Origin of the sequence: Streptomyces sp. NPDC002130, from assembly GCF_040296465.1 — a bacterium.
Lineage (GTDB): Bacteria > Actinomycetota > Actinomycetes > Streptomycetales > Streptomycetaceae > Streptomyces.
This window is the reverse complement of sequence record NZ_JBEOXI010000036.1, coordinates 31,915-45,861: the sequence shown is the minus strand read 5'-3', so window position 1 is coordinate 45,861 and position 13,947 is coordinate 31,915. Positions and strand designations below refer to the sequence as shown.

Here is a 13,947-nt window from a genome sequence, read left to right as displayed (position 1 = left end):
CATGGTCCACCGCGACAAGAACCACGCCTCGGTGGTCATCTGGTCCCTCGGCAACGAGGCCGGCGGCGGCACGACCTTCAACGCCATGCACGACTCTCTTCCACGTCGACCACCTGGCCACCCGCATCCGTCGCCACGCCGAGAACCTCGCCGTGCTCGGCGGGGCCGTCTCGCGCCGCCAGTGGAGCAACCCGGTCTCCATGACCGAGGTGCTGCGCTCGGCCATCGCCGAGGTCGAGCAGTACTCGCGGGTCAAGCTCGTGCCGCCGATCGACGGACAGCTGCGCGGACACGCCGTCGCCGACGTCATCCATCTCCTGGCCGAACTCGTCGAGAACGCCACGGTGTTCTCCGCCCCGCACACCCACGTCCTGCTGCGCGCCAACCTCGTCACCTCCGGGCTCGCCGTCGAGGTCGAGGACCGCGGACTCGGCATGCCCCTGGAGGAGCAGACGCGGATGAACGCGCTGCTCGCCGACCCCGACCAGGTGAACGTCGCCCGGCTCCTGGCGGACGGCCGCATCGGCCTGTTCGTCGTCTCCCAGCTCGCCCGTCGGCACGGCATCACCGTCCGGCTCCAGACCAACATCTACGGCGGAGTGCAGGCGGTGCTCGTCGTGCCGCAGGCGCTGCTGGGAGCGGAGGCGGGGACGGAGGCCGGGGCGGGGGCGGCCGGAGGAGCGGGTCAGCCGGAGGACGGAGCGGCTGGTGCGGAGCGTCCGGACGTGGCGGGGCCACCGGCCGGGCAGGCCGGGCAGGGAGGCCAAGCCGGGCAGCGTGGGCAAGCCGGGCGGCAGGGCCGGACCGGGCAGGCCGCGGCCGGTGCCGGAACCGGGGCGAGTTCCGTTGCCGATGCCACGTCCACGGGGCTTTCCTCGGTCGAGGAGACCACATTCGGGGCCTCCTCCCGCCAGCTGCCCGCGTCCGGATTTGGGGCGTCGATGCCGCTCGCGGCACCCGGGACCTCGCGCGGGCACGAACGGGAAGCCGAACCAGCCCCGGGCGGGAACGCGCCGGGCGGCCGGCCCGCACCCCTGCCCATGCGCGGTGCCCGTCGGGAGCGTCCGACCCCGGCCGACGCACGGCCCGGCATCAGTCCCGACGACCGGCGCGTACTTGCCGAGAACGTCACCGAGCTGCCCACCCCCCGCAACGGCACCGTGCGCGGCACCATGGGCAAACCCCAACTGCCCCGTCGACGCGCCCAGGAGCACATCGCACCCCAGCTGCGCGACGGCCCGACGCCACGCCAGGACCCCGACCACCTCGTCGGCCACGACCCCGGCCTGATGGCGGCCTTCCAGCGCGGCATCGGCCTCGCGGAGGCCCAGCAGAACATGGAGGCCGGGCACACGGATCGGGAGGACATGGAGTCCTCCCACACGGACCCGGCCCACACCGGTCCCTCCCACGTGGGTTCGGCCCACACGGACCCCTCCCACATGGGCTCCGCAGACATGGGCTTCGCACACATGGACTCCGCCTACACAGGCCAGGCCCACACGGACCCCGCACCCAGCGGGTCCGTACCCGAGGAGCCGATGCCCGTCCGGCCGGTTCACCTCGAGGCGCTCCCCTCGGAGCTGTCCCCCTCGAACGGGCCCAAGCCCGGACACCGTTCCGACCACCGCACGACCACCACCCGGCAGGACGGGAGCGCACCCGCCGGATGAGCACCCCCCTTCCCACCCCCACCCCCAGCGCTCCCACAGACCTTCGTACCCCAAGGAGTCGATCCACCATGGCGAGCGATGCGCCGACCGCCCATGTTTCCGACCTCGACTGGCTGATGAGCGGCCTCGTGCAGCGCGTACCGCACACGACGGCCGCGGTGCTCCTGTCCTGCGACGGGCTCGTGAAGTCCGTGCACGGCCTCGACCCGGACAGCGCCGACCACATGGCAGCGCTGGCCTCCGGCCTGTACTCCCTCGGCCGTAGCGCCGGTGTCCGTTTCGGCGACGGCGGCGACGTGCGGCAGGTCGTCGTCGAACTCGCCTCGACCCTGCTGTTCGTCACCACCGCGGGCTCCGGCACCTGCCTGGCCGTGCTCGCAGGCCGCGAGGCCGACGCGGCCGTGCTGGGCTACGAAATGGCGATGCTGGTCAAGAGCGTCCGCCCCTACCTGGTGACCGCTCCCCGGCAGTCCGTCGATTCCCCGGCGATGAGGCCTTGAGCGTGACGGCGGCCGGTGACGGGCCCTGGCTCGACGATGCGGCCGGGCGGCTGGTGCGGCCGTTCACGGTCAGCAACGGCCGCACCCGTCCGACCGTCGCGCTCGACCTCGTGTCGCAGGTGATGGCCACCGGGGCGACCCCCCTCGGCTATCTCGGCCCGGAGCACGCGCAGGCGATCGAACGGTGCCGGGTGCCCGTCGCCGTCGCCGAGGTCGCCGCCCATCTCAAACTGCCGGTGGCCGTCACCAAGGTGCTGCTGGCGGACCTCGTCGACTGCGGGGCGCTGACGACCAAGCCCCCCGCGTTCCACCACAACCCGACGGACCGGGCCCTTCTGGAGGCAGTGCTCGATGGACTACGACGACAGCTCTGACTACACCGACGGACCGGGCCACGGCGCCGACCCGTTCCCCACCGCGCTGAAGATCCTGGTGGCGGGCGGGTTCGGCGTGGGCAAGACGACCTTCGTCGGCGCGGTCAGCGAGATCGCGCCGCTCAGCACGGAGGAGCTGCTCACCACCGTCAGCGCCGCGACCGACAACCTCGAGGGCATCGAGAACAAGCTCGAGACGACCGTGGCCATGGACTTCGGCCGCATCACCCTCGATCCGCAGCACGTCCTGTACCTGTTCGGCACGCCCGGGCAGGAGCGGTTCTGGTTCATGTGGGACGAGTTGTGCGAGGGCGCGCTCGGCGCGGTCATCCTCGCCGACACCCGCCGGCTCCAGGAGTGCTTCGCGGCCGTCGACTTCTTCGAGCAGCGTGGCCTCGGCTTCATCGTCGCCGTCAACGAGTTCGACGGCGCCTACCGCTACGACCCCGAGGAGGTGCGCGGTGCCCTGGACCTGAACGCGGACGTCCCCGTCGTGTGCTGCGACGCGCGGATCTCCAGCTCCGGGGTCCAGACCCTGCTGACCCTGGTGCGCCATCTCATCGCCCACACGCCGGCCCCCGCTTCGGGGTATGGCGCCCACACGTGACCCCTCCACACCCACCAGGGAGCCCGTATATGACGCCAGCCCGCAGCGCAGGAGCATGCCCATGACCTACGACCCGCCGCGCCCGGCCGGTCGTCTGCTGCTCACACCCGAGGACAAGGAGGCCCCCGCCCGCATCAGCCGACTGCGCCGACTGGGCCTGGGGGAGCACCCCGAACCCGCACTCGACGCCTTCGCGCACCGCCTCGCCGAGCTCACCGGGGCGCCGTACGCCATGGTCAACTTCCCCGGCGAAGAGGGGCAGTTCTACGCGGGCCTGTACGTGCCGGCTGTCGCCCCGGTCGTGCGCAGCGACGGCACCAGCCCGCGCCTCGGCCGTGCCCTGCCCCGTGACCACGGCTTCTGCCCCCATGTGGTGGCGCGCCGCAAGGCCCTCGCGCTGGAGGACGTCGGCGACTATCCGCGGTTCGCGGGCAACCCGGTGGTCGACGAGTTCGGCATCCGCTCCTATCTGGGGGCACCGCTCATCGACGGCACCGGCCTGGTACTGGGCACGGTCAGCGTCGCGGACGTCTCGCCGCGGCCGTGGGGGAAGCCCGGCCTGACCGCGATCAAGGAGCACGCCGCGCTGCTCGTCGTGGAGCTGGAGAGCCGGGACGGCCTGCCGCCCTACTGAAGCCGGGGGTTCCGGCTGGACCCCTGAGGGCGTGAAGGAAAGCTGAGGCGGCGCTTAAGAAAACCTCGATGGACCGGCAGGCCGCCGTACGGCAGATTGCAGTGCGATCCCACTCCTCTCCCGGCCCAGGGGTTCCTTCGGCATACCCGGAGCCGGGACTCACCCCCAGGAGCCGTAGCGGTGAAGGCGCTGGTCAAGCAGAAGGCGGAACCCGGGCTGTGGCTCGCGGACGTCCCCGAGCCCACCGTCGGGCCCAAAGACGTGCTCATCAAGGTGCTGCGCACCGGCATCTGCGGCACCGACCTGCACATCAGGGCCTGGGACGGCTGGGCCCAGCAGGCGATCAGCGCCCCGCTCGTGGTCGGGCACGAGTTCGTCGGCGAGGTCGTCGGGACCGGGCGGGACGTCAGCGACATCGCGATCGGCGACCGCGTCAGCGGCGAGGGCCACCTGGTGTGCGGCAAGTGCCGCAACTGTCAGGCCGGCCGCCGGCACCTGTGCCGGGCCACCGTGGGGCTGGGCGTGGGCCGGGACGGGGCGTTCGCCGAGTACGTCGCCCTGCCCGCCACCAACGTCTGGGTGCACCGGGTGCCCGTCGACCTCGACGTGGCCGCGATCTTCGACCCGTTCGGCAACGCCGTGCACACCGCCCTGTCCTTCCCGCTCGTCGGCGAGGACGTCCTGATCACCGGCGCGGGCCCCATCGGCCTGATGGCCGCCGCCGTGGCCAAGCACGCCGGCGCCCGCAACGTCGTGATCACCGACGTCAGCGCGGAGCGGCTGGATCTGGCCCGCAAGATCGGAGTCAGTCTCGCGCTCGACGTCTCCGGCTCCACCATCGCCGACGGGCAGCGCACCCTCGGACTGCGCGAGGGTTTCGACATCGGCCTGGAGATGTCCGGCCGTCCCGAGGCCCTGCGCGACATGATCGCCAACATGACGCATGGCGGCCGCATCGCCATGCTCGGCCTGCCGGCACAGGAGTTCCCCGTCGACTGGGCCCGCATCGTCACCTCGATGATCACCATCAAGGGCATCTACGGCCGCGAGATGTTCGAGACCTGGTACGCCATGTCGGTCCTGCTGGAAGCCGGCCTGGACCTCGCACCCGTCATCACCGGCCGCTACGGCCACCGCGACTTCGAGGCGGCGTTCGAGGACGCGGCGAGCGGCCGCGGCGGCAAGGTCATCCTCGACTGGACCGCGTAACTCCCCTGTCCCGCAAGCACCTCAGGAGCTTTCCCCATGTTCGACTCCGTGCGCGACGACCTGCGCGCCACCCTCGACGAGATCCGCGCCGCCGGCCTGCACAAGCCCGAGCGCGTGATCGGCACCCCGCAGTCCGCCACCGTCAGCGTCACCGCGGGCGGCCGCCCCGGCGAGGTCCTCAACTTCTGCGCCAACAACTACCTCGGTCTCGCCGACCACCCCGAGGTCGTCGCCGCCGCCCACGAGGCCCTGGACCGCTGGGGCTACGGCATGGCCTCCGTCCGCTTCATCTGCGGCACCCAGGAGGTGCACAAGGAGCTGGAGGCGCGCTTGTCCGCCTTCCTCGGCCAGGAGGACACGATCCTCTACTCCTCCTGCTTCGACGCCAACGGCGGCGTGTTCGAGACGCTGCTAGGCCCGGAGGACGCGGTCATCTCCGACGCGCTCAACCACGCCTCCATCATCGACGGCATCCGCCTGTCCAAGGCCCGCCGCCTGCGCTACGCCAACCGCGACCTGGCCGAGCTGGAGGCCCGGCTCAAGGAGGCCTCCGACGCGCGCCGCCGCCTGATCGTCACCGACGGCGTCTTCTCCATGGACGGCTACGTCGCCCCGCTGAGCGAGATCTGCGACCTCGCCGACCGCTACGACGCGATGGTCATGGTCGACGACTCCCACGCGGTCGGCTTCGTCGGCCCCGGCGGCCGGGGGACGCCCGAGCTGCACGGCGTCATGGACCGCGTCGACATCATCACCGGCACCCTCGGCAAGGCCCTCGGCGGCGCCTCCGGCGGCTACGTCGCCGCCCGCGCCGAGATCGTCGCCCTGCTGCGCCAGCGCTCCCGGCCGTACCTCTTCTCCAACACCCTCGCCCCCGTCATCGCGGCGGCCTCCCTCAAGGTCCTCGACCTGCTGGAGGCCGCGGACGACCTGCGCGTCCGGCTCGCCGAGAACACGGCCCTGTTCCGCCGCCGCATGACCGAGGAGGGCTTCGACGTGCTCCCCGGCGACCACGCCATCGCCCCGGTGATGATCGGCGACGCGGCGGTCGCCGGACGCATGGCGGAGCTGCTGCTGGAGCGCGGCGTCTACGTCATCGGCTTCTCGTACCCCGTGGTGCCGCAGGGCCAGGCCCGCATCCGTGTCCAGCTGTCGGCCGCGCACTCCACGGACGACGTCAACCGCGCGGTCGACGCCTTCGTGGCGGCCCGGGCCGAGCTGGAGGGCTGACCGGCAGCGCAGGGCGCATTTGAGACAATCGATCGCATGATCGAAGCGCGGCGGCTCCACATCCTCCGGGCGGTGGCCGACCACCGTACGGTGACGGCGGCTGCCGCCGCGCTGTACCTCACCCCGTCTGCCGTCTCCCAGCAGCTCGCCGCCTTGGAGCAGGAGACCGGCCACCGGCTCGTCGAGCGCGGCGCCAAGGGCGTACGGCTCACCCCCGCCGGAGAGATCCTGCTCAACCACACCAACGCGGTCCTCGCCCAGCTGGAGCGGGCCGAGGCCGAGCTCGCCGCGTACAGCTCGGGCGCGGCCGGCACCGTCACGGTCGCCTCCTTCGCCACCGGCATCGCCCTGGTCGTCGCGCCCGCCGTGGCCGGTCTCGCCCGGTCGGCACCCGGGATCCGCATCCGCGTCCAGGACGCCGAGGGCGACGCCAGCCTGCCGATGGTGCTGGACCGGCAGGTCGATGTCGCGGTCGCCGTCGAGTACCGCGGGGCCCCGCCCGCCGACGACCCGAGACTGGCCCACCTGCCGCTGTACGCCGAGCCCTTCGACGCGGTCCTGCCGGTCACCCACCGCCTGGCCGGTGCGGCCGAGGTGCCGCTCGCCGAACTGGCCAAGGACGCGTGGATCGGCCCCTACCCCGGCAATCCCTGCCATGACGTGGTGGTCCTGGCCTGCGAGAACGCCGGGTTCCAGCCACGCATGGAGCACTCCTCGGACGACTTCCGCGCGGTCGTCGCCATTGCCTCGGCCGACGCGGGCGTCGCCCTGGTACCGCGCTCGGCGCTGCGCGGCATGGACCTCACCGGGGTGGTCGTCCGCCCCGTCGACGGGACGCCCCCCACCCGCCGGGTCTTCGCCGCCGTACGCAGGGGAGCCGAGGAGCACCCCCTCATCCGGCCCGTGCTGGACGCGCTCGGCGCCGCGGCCCAGGTGTGAGCGCCCCGTAACGCTGCTGTCTCATATCCGGGATAGCGTCCCGGATATGAGACATGACGAAGAGGACCCCGTCGACGCCCGGCTGGGCGCACGCCTGGCCGAACTGAGGGCCGAACACAAGTGGTCCCTGGGTGAGTTGGCGGACCGCAGCGGGGTGAGCCGGTCCACCCTGTCCCGGGCCGAGCGGGCGGAGATCAGCCCGACGGCCGCCCTGCTGAACCGCCTCTGCGCCGTCTACGGACGCACCATGTCCCAGCTGCTCAGCGAGGTCGAGGCGGAACCGGAGACCGTGGTCCGTTCCGCCGGGCAGCCCGTGTGGCAGGACCGGGCCTCCGGCTTCGTACGGCGGTCCGTGTCGCCCCCGCACACCGCCCTGCGCGGCGAACTGATCGAGGCCCGCCTCTCGCCCGGCGCCGACATCGCCTACGACCGTCCGCCCCTGACCGGGCTGGAGCAGCACATCTGGATCCTGGAGGGAGCCCTGGACGTGACCGCGCAGGACACCGAGCACCACCTGGCGACCGGCGACTGCCTGAGGATGCGCGTGTGGGGCCCGACCCGGTTCCGGTGCGCCGCTCCCGAGGGCGTGCGATACCTGCTGGCGGTGGTGCGGCCGTGATCCGGCTGGACGAGGCCCGGCTCCCGGAACGCGCGGGGGCGTTGGCGGATCTGCTGGCCGACACCGTGAACGGTGGTGCCTCGGTCGGATTCCTCGCCCCGCTCACCCGGGCGGAGGCCCTGGCCTGGTGGGAGGAGCGGGCCGCGGACGTCGCCGCGGGCCGGCTCGCCGTCTGGGCCGCGTGCGAGGGGGAGCGGGTGCTCGGCACGGTGAGCCTGGCCTTCCCCGGCAAGACCAACAGCCGGCACCGGGCCGAACTGGTGAAGCTGATGGTGCACCGGGAGGCCCGTGGACGCGGCCTCGGCCGCGGGCTCCTGGCGACGGCGGAGGACGCGGCGGCGGCGTCCGGTGTCAGCCTCCTGCACCTTGACACCGAGACCGGCAGCCCCGCCGAGCGCCTGTACCGGTCCGCCGGGTGGACCCCGATCGGCGCCATCCCCGACTACGCGGCCGACCCCGGCGGGGTGCTGCGGCCGACGACGATCTACTACAAACGTCTCCCGGCAGCCACTCTCACCAGGTGATTGTCGGTGGGAGCCGATACGGTGCCTGCCATGCCGGATGCCGAAGACGTACGACGGATCGCCCTGTCCCTGCCGGACACCACGGAGAAGATCGCCTGGAGCATGCCCACGTTCCGGGTCGCGGGGAAGATGTTCGCCACGCTGCCGGAGGACGAGACCTCCATCGCCGTGCGCTGCCCCAAGGAGGAGCGGAACGAGCTGGTGCTCGCCGAGCCGGGCAAGTTCTGGATCGCGGACCACGAGTCCCAGTTCGCCTGGGTGCGGGCCCGGCTCGACGCCGTCGAGGACGAGGCCGAACTGCGCGACATCCTGGCCGACTCCTGGCGTCAGGCGGCCCCGACCCGGCTCCTGGAGGCCCATCCCCGCCTGGGCCTCCCGGCGGACTGAGGCGCCCGGCGCACCGAGGCACCCGGCCCTCACACGGCGACCGCCGCCCCGACGAAGCCTGTGATGCGCTCCCGCAGCGACCGGGCGTCGAGACCGTGGGCGGCGACATGCTCCTCCAGCCGCCCGTAACGCCGCAGTTCGCGACGGTCCACACCCAGCCCGAGGACCCGGTGCGGCACATCCGACAGCGCGTCGTTCGCCGCGGCCGTCGACGTGCCCGCCAGGTAGGGCTCGACGAGGACGACATCCGTCCCGGCCGCCTCGGTGGCCCGGTGCAGGGCGGCCGCGTCGAAGGGGCGGACGGTGCCGGCGTACAGGACGGTGACGTCCAGCCCCTCGGTGGCGGCGAGCACGGCATCGAGCATCGGCCCGACGGCGACCACCACGCCGGAGCGCCCCTCCCGGACCGTGTGGAAGCGCTGCCCGTCGACCGGCAGCGCCCGCCCGTTGGACTGCACGGACAGCCGTACGTACACCTTGTCGTCGCCCGCGGCGACCGCGTGCCGCAGCAGTGTCTCGGCCTCGTCCGGGTGCCCCGGCACATGGACGGTCCAGCCGTCCAGGGTGTCGAGCAGCGCCACGTCGCCCGGCGCCATGTGGGTGTAGCCGCCGGCCGGCCAGTCGAAGGAGGCGGCGGCGCTCACCAGTACCGCGCCCACGCCCTGGTGCCCGAGGTCCAGCTTGATCTGCTCGAAGGGCCGCTCCACGAGGAAGCTGGCGAAGGTGTGCACGACAGGCCGCAACCCCGTCAGCGCCAGCCCCGCCGCCGCCCCGACCAGCAGCTGCTCGCGGATGCCGACGTCGACGACCCGGCCGGGATGGCGGCGGGCCGCCCCGGCGAAGCCGTCCGTGCCGATCGCGGCGAGGACCACGGCGACCCGGGGATCTTCGTCGAGCAGTCGGGAGACGACGGGGGCGAAGCGGTCACGCATGGTGTCCATGGAGAAGAGTTCCTTTCCAAGAGGGGGCTCAGGCGGACTTCGGCTCGACCCGGGCCACGATCACCTGCGGGCGGCCCGGATGCGGCGCGGTGAAGGCGGCGTACAGCGCCTCGTGGTCACGTCCGTCGACGGTCAGCGCGGACCAGCCCGCCGCCTCGAAACGGGCGGCGATCCCACCGGGCCGCGCGTAGGTGGCGGAGGAGTTGTCGACGACGACGGTGTGCAGCCGGTCGAGCCCCGCGGGTCCGGCGAAGGCGATCGCCTCGTGGTTGCTGCCCTCGTCCAGCTCCGCGTCCCCGATCAGCGCCCACACCCGCGGCTCGTCCCGCTCCTGGGCCCGCAGCCCCAGCGCCGTGCCGACGGCGATCGGCAGCCCGTGCCCCAGTGATCCGCTGCCGATCTCGGCCCCGGGCACGAGCGTCCGGTCGGGGTGGTGGCCGAGCGGGGAGTCGTACGCGCCGAAGCCGGGCAGCCACTCCACCGGCAGGAAGCCCTTGGCGGCCAGTACGGCGTAGTAGGCCATCGGCCCGTGCCCCTTCGACAGCAGGAACCGGTCCCGGTCCGGGTCGCCCCTGCCCTCCGGGCTCACCCGCAGCACCCGGTCGTAGAGCACCCACAGCACGTCCAGCGTGGACGTCGCGGCCGGGCCGTGCTTCTCGTCGCCGGTCATCAGGCCCATCAGCCCCGGCAGGTCGGCATACGTGTACGTCGTGGTGAGTGTCGCGTCGGTCATGAGGACGAGCGTGCAACCTCAACCAAAGTCGAGGTCAAGCGGTGCACTCCCGGAAACGGGTGCGCGATCACCGGTCCGAGTGCGGTATTGTTTTCCTGCGCGTTCGGCCGAGGGAATCCCCAGGTCAGACGGGTAACGGGACGTGGCGCAGCTTGGTAGCGCACTTGACTGGGGGTCAAGGGGTCGCAGGTTCAAATCCTGTCGTCCCGACTTGTGATCAGCAGGTCGGCGGCCGTATCGGAGCAATCCGATACGGCCGCTCGATGGTTTCCGGCCCCGTGGCCGGTTCCGGGATCACTCCGGCGCCGAGCGTGGCTCGTCCTGCATCACACAGGCGAGGAGCTGCTCGACGCCGATCTCATGCGCTGCGACAGGACGGCGAGGCGGTGGCCATCCCGGCCGCCTCAGATCGCGCAGCCCGCATGCGCCAGTGCCTGCTTCAGGAGCACCCCGTGCCCGCCCGGCATCTCGCTCTGCATCGCGTCGGAGACGGCGTCCTGCGGGCTGAACCACACCAGGTCGAGTGCGTCCTGCCGAGGCCGGCAGTCGCCCGTCACCGGCACGATGTAGGCGAGGGACACCGCGTGCTGGCGCGGGTCGTGGTACGGCGTGATGCCCTGCGTCGGGAAGTACTCCGCGACCGTGAACGGCTGGAGCGACGCCGGAACGCGGGGCAGGGCGACCGGGCCGAGGTCCTTCTCCAGGTGGCGCAGGAGGGCGTCGCGGACGCGCTCGTGGTGCAGTACACGGCCGGAGACCAGCGTCCGGCTGACCGTACCGTCGGGCCCGATGCGCAGCAGCAGGCCGACACTGGTCACTTCGCCGCTGTCGTCGACGCGTACCGGGACGGCCTCGACGTACAGGATCGGCATGCGGGCACGTGTCATCTCCAGTTCGTCGGAGGACAGCCAGCCGGGCGTGGTTTCGGTCATGTCAGACATTGCTTGATCATACTTTCAGCCGTTCGGACTTCCTGGGTAGCCGCTTCAGGGGAACTGTGACCGGCCCCACGCCTGTTCAATCGTCCTGGGGCCGCTCGTCCTGCAGCCGGTAGACCCGCAGGGCGTTGTCCCGCGCGGCCCAGCGGGCGATCCGCAGGGCGTCCGGCAGGGCCAGCTCGTCGGCGTCCACCCGCTCTTGGAGCAGCCCCGCGAGCCCCTGCCGGAAGGTGAGCGCTCCGAGATGGTGGAACTCGGGCACACCGTAGGCGTCGGAGCTGTACAGCAGTTTGCGGAACGGTGTGATCTCCAGGGCCTCCGCGAGGACCGCACCGGCCCGGGCGGGGCCGACGTGGTGCAGGGTGAGGCCGACGTCGAGGTACACCTGCTCGAAGACCGCCGCCAGATAGGCGGCCTGCCGCTGGTAGGGCCAGCAGTGCAGGAGCAGGACGGGAATCGTCCCGGCGGTGAGGTGCAGCCAGTCCGTGAGGTGGGCCGGGTCGACGCGGTGCAGCCGGATGTCGTTGTCGCCGAAGCCGGTGTGCAGTTGGAGCGGCAGACCGAGGTCGACGGCGGTCCACAGCAGGTGACGTACGAGGGCCGGGTGGTCGAGACGTCCGCCTCCGCCGAGCCAGGACCGGGCCGCCTCCGTGACCTCCGCGTCCGACGGGCGGGCCGGGTCGAGGTCGAAGCCGGTGCGGTAGGCCGCCACCGACTTCACGGCCACCACGCCGGGCCGCCGCACGGCGTCCAGCGCGGCTGCGTGGAAGGCGTCCGCGTACGCCTCGGGTTCGACCCCCGCGGCCCCCACCGACTCCGCGACGCCTTCCAGCCGTACGACCTCGTACGACGTCCCGCCCGCGGCCTCGGCGATGTCCCGGGGCGTGGTGATGCGTTCGGGGGCGTATCCGGTGTCGACGCAGAAGACGTCCGTGCCCGTCGCGCGCAGGAAGCGGCGCTGCACCTCGCGCCAGCCCAGTTCCGAGCGGCGGGCGAGGTACTCCGCGGGGGGAGCGTGACGGGGCAGGTCGAGCAGGGGAGCGCAGTGCCGGCGCACGGCCACGCCCACGGGGCTGTCGAAAGGCGAGACACCGGGCCACGCCTCACCCTCCGTGAGGAGGGACTCGAAGGCGTCCCGGCCGAGGTCGGCCGTGACGGTGCCGTGGCAGTGGTGGTCGACCAGCCGTACCGAGTCGAGCGCCTCGCGGACCGCGGTCATGTCAGTACGTCCAGCGGTACGCCGCCGCCACCCGGTCGTCGTCCAGCCCGGCGACGGACGCCAGCTCTCCGAGACGTACGGCGATCACCGCGTCGGCAAGGACCGGGCCGAGGGCCGCGCGCAGGGCTCCGTCCGCGCGGAACTCCTCGACGGCCCCCTCCAGCGACACCGGCAGCCGCCGCACGCCCCGGCCCGCCGCCTCCGCCTCGCCCAGGTGGGCCGGGTCGCCGGTGGTCTCGTCGGGGAGGGCGGCGGACGAGGTCAGGCCGTCCAGCCCGGCGACGATCAGGGAGCCGATCGCGAGGTAGGGGTTGGCGGCCAGGTCGACGGGTTTGATCTCCAGGTTGGCGGCCCGGTCGCGCAGGCCCGCGGTGCCGGTGACGACGCGGAGCGCGGTCTCCCGGGTCTCACGGCCCCAGGCGGTGAACACCCCGGCCCACTGGGAGGGCCTGAGCCGCAGGTAGCTGGCGGGGCTCGGGGCGGTGACGGCCGTGAGGGCGGGCAGGTGGGCGAGGATGCCGGCCGTGAACGACTCCGCCTCGGCCGTCATGCCGTACCGTCCCGGGCCGCCGGAGTGCAGATTGGCCCCGTCGCGCCAGGCGGAGAGGTGGACGTGCCCGCCGTTCCCGACGCCCCGGCCCACGACGGCGGGGGCGAAGGACACCCTCAGCCCGTGCCGCCCGGCGACCGCCCTGACGGTCTGCCGGACCAGCACACTGCGGTCGGCTGCCGCCACCGGGTCGAGGGCACCCACCGAGATCTCGAACTGCCCGGCCGCGTACTCGGGATGGACCTGTTCGACCTCGATGCCCTGGGCCGCACACGCGGCCAGCACGTCGGCCGTGTAGTCACCGAGCTCGACCTGCCGGGTCGCCCCGTACGCCGGTCCGGTCGTCGCCGGCACGAACGTGTCGTCGGGGGCGTCGCCCCGGGCCACCGTCCACTCGACCTCGATGGCCGCTTTGAAGGTGAGGCCGTGCCGCTCGGCCGCCTCGGTGACGATCCGGCGCAGGAGCGTACGGGTGCAGCCCGGATGCCGATCGCCGTCCTGGGTGATGCGGTCCACCGGCGCCCAGGCCCAGCCGGGCTGCCCGGCCAGGACGACGAGCCGGTCCAGATCCGGGTACAGGCGCAGATCGCCGTCGGGGGAGCCCAGGACGTCGGTGGTGACGATCGAGTCGTTCGCGAGGAACGTGTCGAACACCGGCGACATGCCGACGCCCCAGGCCGACGCGGAGGAGAGCCGGGCCGTCGGAACGGTCTTCACCCGGCCGATGCCCGCGGTGTCGACATAGGCCAGCACCACACCGTGCACACCCCGGCCGGCGAGCTCGCCGCTCAGCGCGGTGGCCCGCTCGACGTCGCCGGGACGGCCGCCGGGCACGGGATCGGCCAGGGTGGTCATGCGTCCTCCCGCGGT

The 13,947-nt window shown here is 72.7% G+C and carries 15 protein-coding genes, 1 tRNA gene and 2 pseudogenes; 13 read left to right on the top strand and 5 right to left on the bottom strand.

What is annotated here, in order from left to right; all coding sequences use genetic code 11:
• Window position 1: 1 nt before the first annotated feature.
• The 12 genes and pseudogenes from ABT116_RS09835 to ABT116_RS09780 all read left to right on the top strand — a co-directional run.
• Window positions 2–52: pseudogene (locus ABT116_RS09835) on the top strand (glycoside hydrolase family 2 TIM barrel-domain containing protein); the annotation flags it as partial.
• Window positions 53–95: 43 nt separating this feature from the next.
• Window positions 96–1,673: pseudogene (locus ABT116_RS09830) on the top strand (sensor histidine kinase); the annotation flags it as partial.
• A 68-nt stretch (window positions 1,674–1,741) separates the two neighbouring features.
• Window positions 1,742–2,173 (top strand): roadblock/LC7 domain-containing protein, encoded by a 432-nt coding sequence (locus tag ABT116_RS09825; RefSeq protein ID WP_053671618.1) that lies wholly within the window; start codon window positions 1,742–1,744, stop codon window positions 2,171–2,173.
• Window positions 2,174–2,175: 2 nt separating this feature from the next.
• Window positions 2,176–2,547: a DUF742 domain-containing protein gene (locus ABT116_RS09820; protein ID WP_344465379.1), complete on the top strand. Its 372-nt coding sequence runs from the start codon at window positions 2,176–2,178 to the stop codon at window positions 2,545–2,547.
• Window positions 2,525–3,154 carry a GTP-binding protein gene (locus ABT116_RS09815; protein WP_351630307.1) on the top strand — a complete coding sequence of 210 codons (630 nt, stop codon included), beginning with the start codon at window positions 2,525–2,527 and terminating at the stop codon, window positions 3,152–3,154. Before ABT116_RS09820 ends, ABT116_RS09815 begins: the two co-directional genes overlap by 23 nt.
• Before the next feature lie 61 nt (window positions 3,155–3,215).
• Window positions 3,216–3,788 (top strand): GAF domain-containing protein, encoded by a 573-nt coding sequence (locus ABT116_RS09810; protein WP_351630305.1) that lies wholly within the window; start codon window positions 3,216–3,218, stop codon window positions 3,786–3,788.
• Window positions 3,789–3,968: 180 nt separating this feature from the next.
• The gene (tdh, locus tag ABT116_RS09805) at window positions 3,969–4,997 is read left to right on the top strand and encodes an L-threonine 3-dehydrogenase (protein ID WP_351630303.1); all 1,029 of its coding nucleotides are present in this window, start codon (window positions 3,969–3,971) and stop codon (window positions 4,995–4,997) included.
• A 36-nt stretch (window positions 4,998–5,033) separates the two neighbouring features.
• Window positions 5,034–6,227 carry a glycine C-acetyltransferase gene (locus ABT116_RS09800; RefSeq protein WP_351630300.1) on the top strand — a complete coding sequence of 398 codons (1,194 nt, stop codon included), beginning with the start codon at window positions 5,034–5,036 and terminating at the stop codon, window positions 6,225–6,227.
• A gap of 36 nt (window positions 6,228–6,263) precedes the next feature.
• Window positions 6,264–7,166, top strand: coding sequence for a LysR family transcriptional regulator (locus ABT116_RS09795; protein ID WP_351630298.1), 903 nt, complete (start codon window positions 6,264–6,266; stop codon window positions 7,164–7,166).
• Between the two features lie 46 nt (window positions 7,167–7,212).
• The gene (locus tag ABT116_RS09790) at window positions 7,213–7,785 is read left to right on the top strand and encodes a helix-turn-helix domain-containing protein (RefSeq protein WP_351630295.1); all 573 of its coding nucleotides are present in this window, start codon (window positions 7,213–7,215) and stop codon (window positions 7,783–7,785) included.
• A complete protein-coding gene (locus ABT116_RS09785) occupies window positions 7,782–8,309 on the top strand; it encodes a GNAT family N-acetyltransferase (protein ID WP_351630293.1) in 528 nt (175 codons plus the stop codon). Before ABT116_RS09790 ends, ABT116_RS09785 begins: the two co-directional genes overlap by 4 nt.
• Before the next feature lie 30 nt (window positions 8,310–8,339).
• Window positions 8,340–8,696, top strand: a complete 357-nt coding sequence (locus tag ABT116_RS09780) for an MmcQ/YjbR family DNA-binding protein (protein WP_351630291.1) — start codon at window positions 8,340–8,342, stop codon at window positions 8,694–8,696.
• A 29-nt stretch (window positions 8,697–8,725) separates the two neighbouring features.
• On the opposite strand, the gene ABT116_RS09775 is transcribed toward ABT116_RS09780, so the two are convergent.
• Both ABT116_RS09775 and ABT116_RS09770 read right to left on the bottom strand, forming a co-directional pair.
• Entirely contained in the window at window positions 8,726–9,637 is a 912-nt protein-coding gene (locus ABT116_RS09775) for a transketolase family protein (RefSeq protein WP_351630288.1), read from the bottom strand.
• Window positions 9,638–9,665: 28 nt separating this feature from the next.
• A complete protein-coding gene (locus tag ABT116_RS09770) occupies window positions 9,666–10,370 on the bottom strand; it encodes a thiamine pyrophosphate-binding protein (RefSeq protein WP_351630285.1) in 705 nt (234 codons plus the stop codon).
• A gap of 136 nt (window positions 10,371–10,506) precedes the next feature.
• Between ABT116_RS09770 and ABT116_RS09765 the strand changes: the two genes are divergently transcribed.
• Window positions 10,507–10,580: transfer RNA gene (locus tag ABT116_RS09765), tRNA-Pro, on the top strand.
• Window positions 10,581–10,774: 194 nt separating this feature from the next.
• On the opposite strand, the gene ABT116_RS09760 is transcribed toward ABT116_RS09765, so the two are convergent.
• The 3 genes from ABT116_RS09760 to ABT116_RS09750 form a co-directional block, all read right to left on the bottom strand.
• Window positions 10,775–11,311, bottom strand: coding sequence for an NUDIX hydrolase family protein (locus tag ABT116_RS09760; protein WP_351630282.1), 537 nt, complete (start codon window positions 11,309–11,311; stop codon window positions 10,775–10,777).
• 76 nt (window positions 11,312–11,387) lie between these two features.
• Window positions 11,388–12,527 (bottom strand): amidohydrolase family protein, encoded by a 1,140-nt coding sequence (locus tag ABT116_RS09755; RefSeq protein ID WP_351630279.1) that lies wholly within the window; start codon window positions 12,525–12,527, stop codon window positions 11,388–11,390.
• 1 nt (window position 12,528) lies between these two features.
• The gene (locus ABT116_RS09750) at window positions 12,529–13,932 is read right to left on the bottom strand and encodes a type I glutamate--ammonia ligase (RefSeq protein ID WP_351630276.1); all 1,404 of its coding nucleotides are present in this window, start codon (window positions 13,930–13,932) and stop codon (window positions 12,529–12,531) included.
• Window positions 13,933–13,947 lie beyond the last annotated feature (15 nt).

Bases quoted from the DNA above. Each gene is read 5' to 3' on its own strand.
- ABT116_RS09795 (WP_351630298.1), top strand. From the start codon at position 6,264: ATGATCGAAGCGCGGCGGCTCCACATCCTCCGGGCGGTGGCCGACCAC.
- ABT116_RS09810 (WP_351630305.1), top strand. From the start codon at position 3,216: ATGACCTACGACCCGCCGCGCCCGGCCGGTCGTCTGCTGCTCACACCC.
- ABT116_RS09815 (WP_351630307.1), top strand. From the start codon at position 2,525: ATGGACTACGACGACAGCTCTGACTACACCGACGGACCGGGCCACGGC.
- ABT116_RS09750 (WP_351630276.1), bottom strand. From the start codon at position 13,932: ATGACCACCCTGGCCGATCCCGTGCCCGGCGGCCGTCCCGGCGACGTC.
- ABT116_RS09780 (WP_351630291.1), top strand. From the start codon at position 8,340: ATGCCGGATGCCGAAGACGTACGACGGATCGCCCTGTCCCTGCCGGAC.
- ABT116_RS09770 (WP_351630285.1), bottom strand. From the start codon at position 10,370: ATGACCGACGCGACACTCACCACGACGTACACGTATGCCGACCTGCCG.
- ABT116_RS09775 (WP_351630288.1), bottom strand. From the start codon at position 9,637: ATGGACACCATGCGTGACCGCTTCGCCCCCGTCGTCTCCCGACTGCTC.
- ABT116_RS09790 (WP_351630295.1), top strand. From the start codon at position 7,213: ATGAGACATGACGAAGAGGACCCCGTCGACGCCCGGCTGGGCGCACGC.
- ABT116_RS09760 (WP_351630282.1), bottom strand. From the start codon at position 11,311: ATGTCTGACATGACCGAAACCACGCCCGGCTGGCTGTCCTCCGACGAA.
- ABT116_RS09800 (WP_351630300.1), top strand. From the start codon at position 5,034: ATGTTCGACTCCGTGCGCGACGACCTGCGCGCCACCCTCGACGAGATC.
- ABT116_RS09825 (WP_053671618.1), top strand. From the start codon at position 1,742: ATGGCGAGCGATGCGCCGACCGCCCATGTTTCCGACCTCGACTGGCTG.
- ABT116_RS09755 (WP_351630279.1), bottom strand. From the start codon at position 12,527: ATGACCGCGGTCCGCGAGGCGCTCGACTCGGTACGGCTGGTCGACCAC.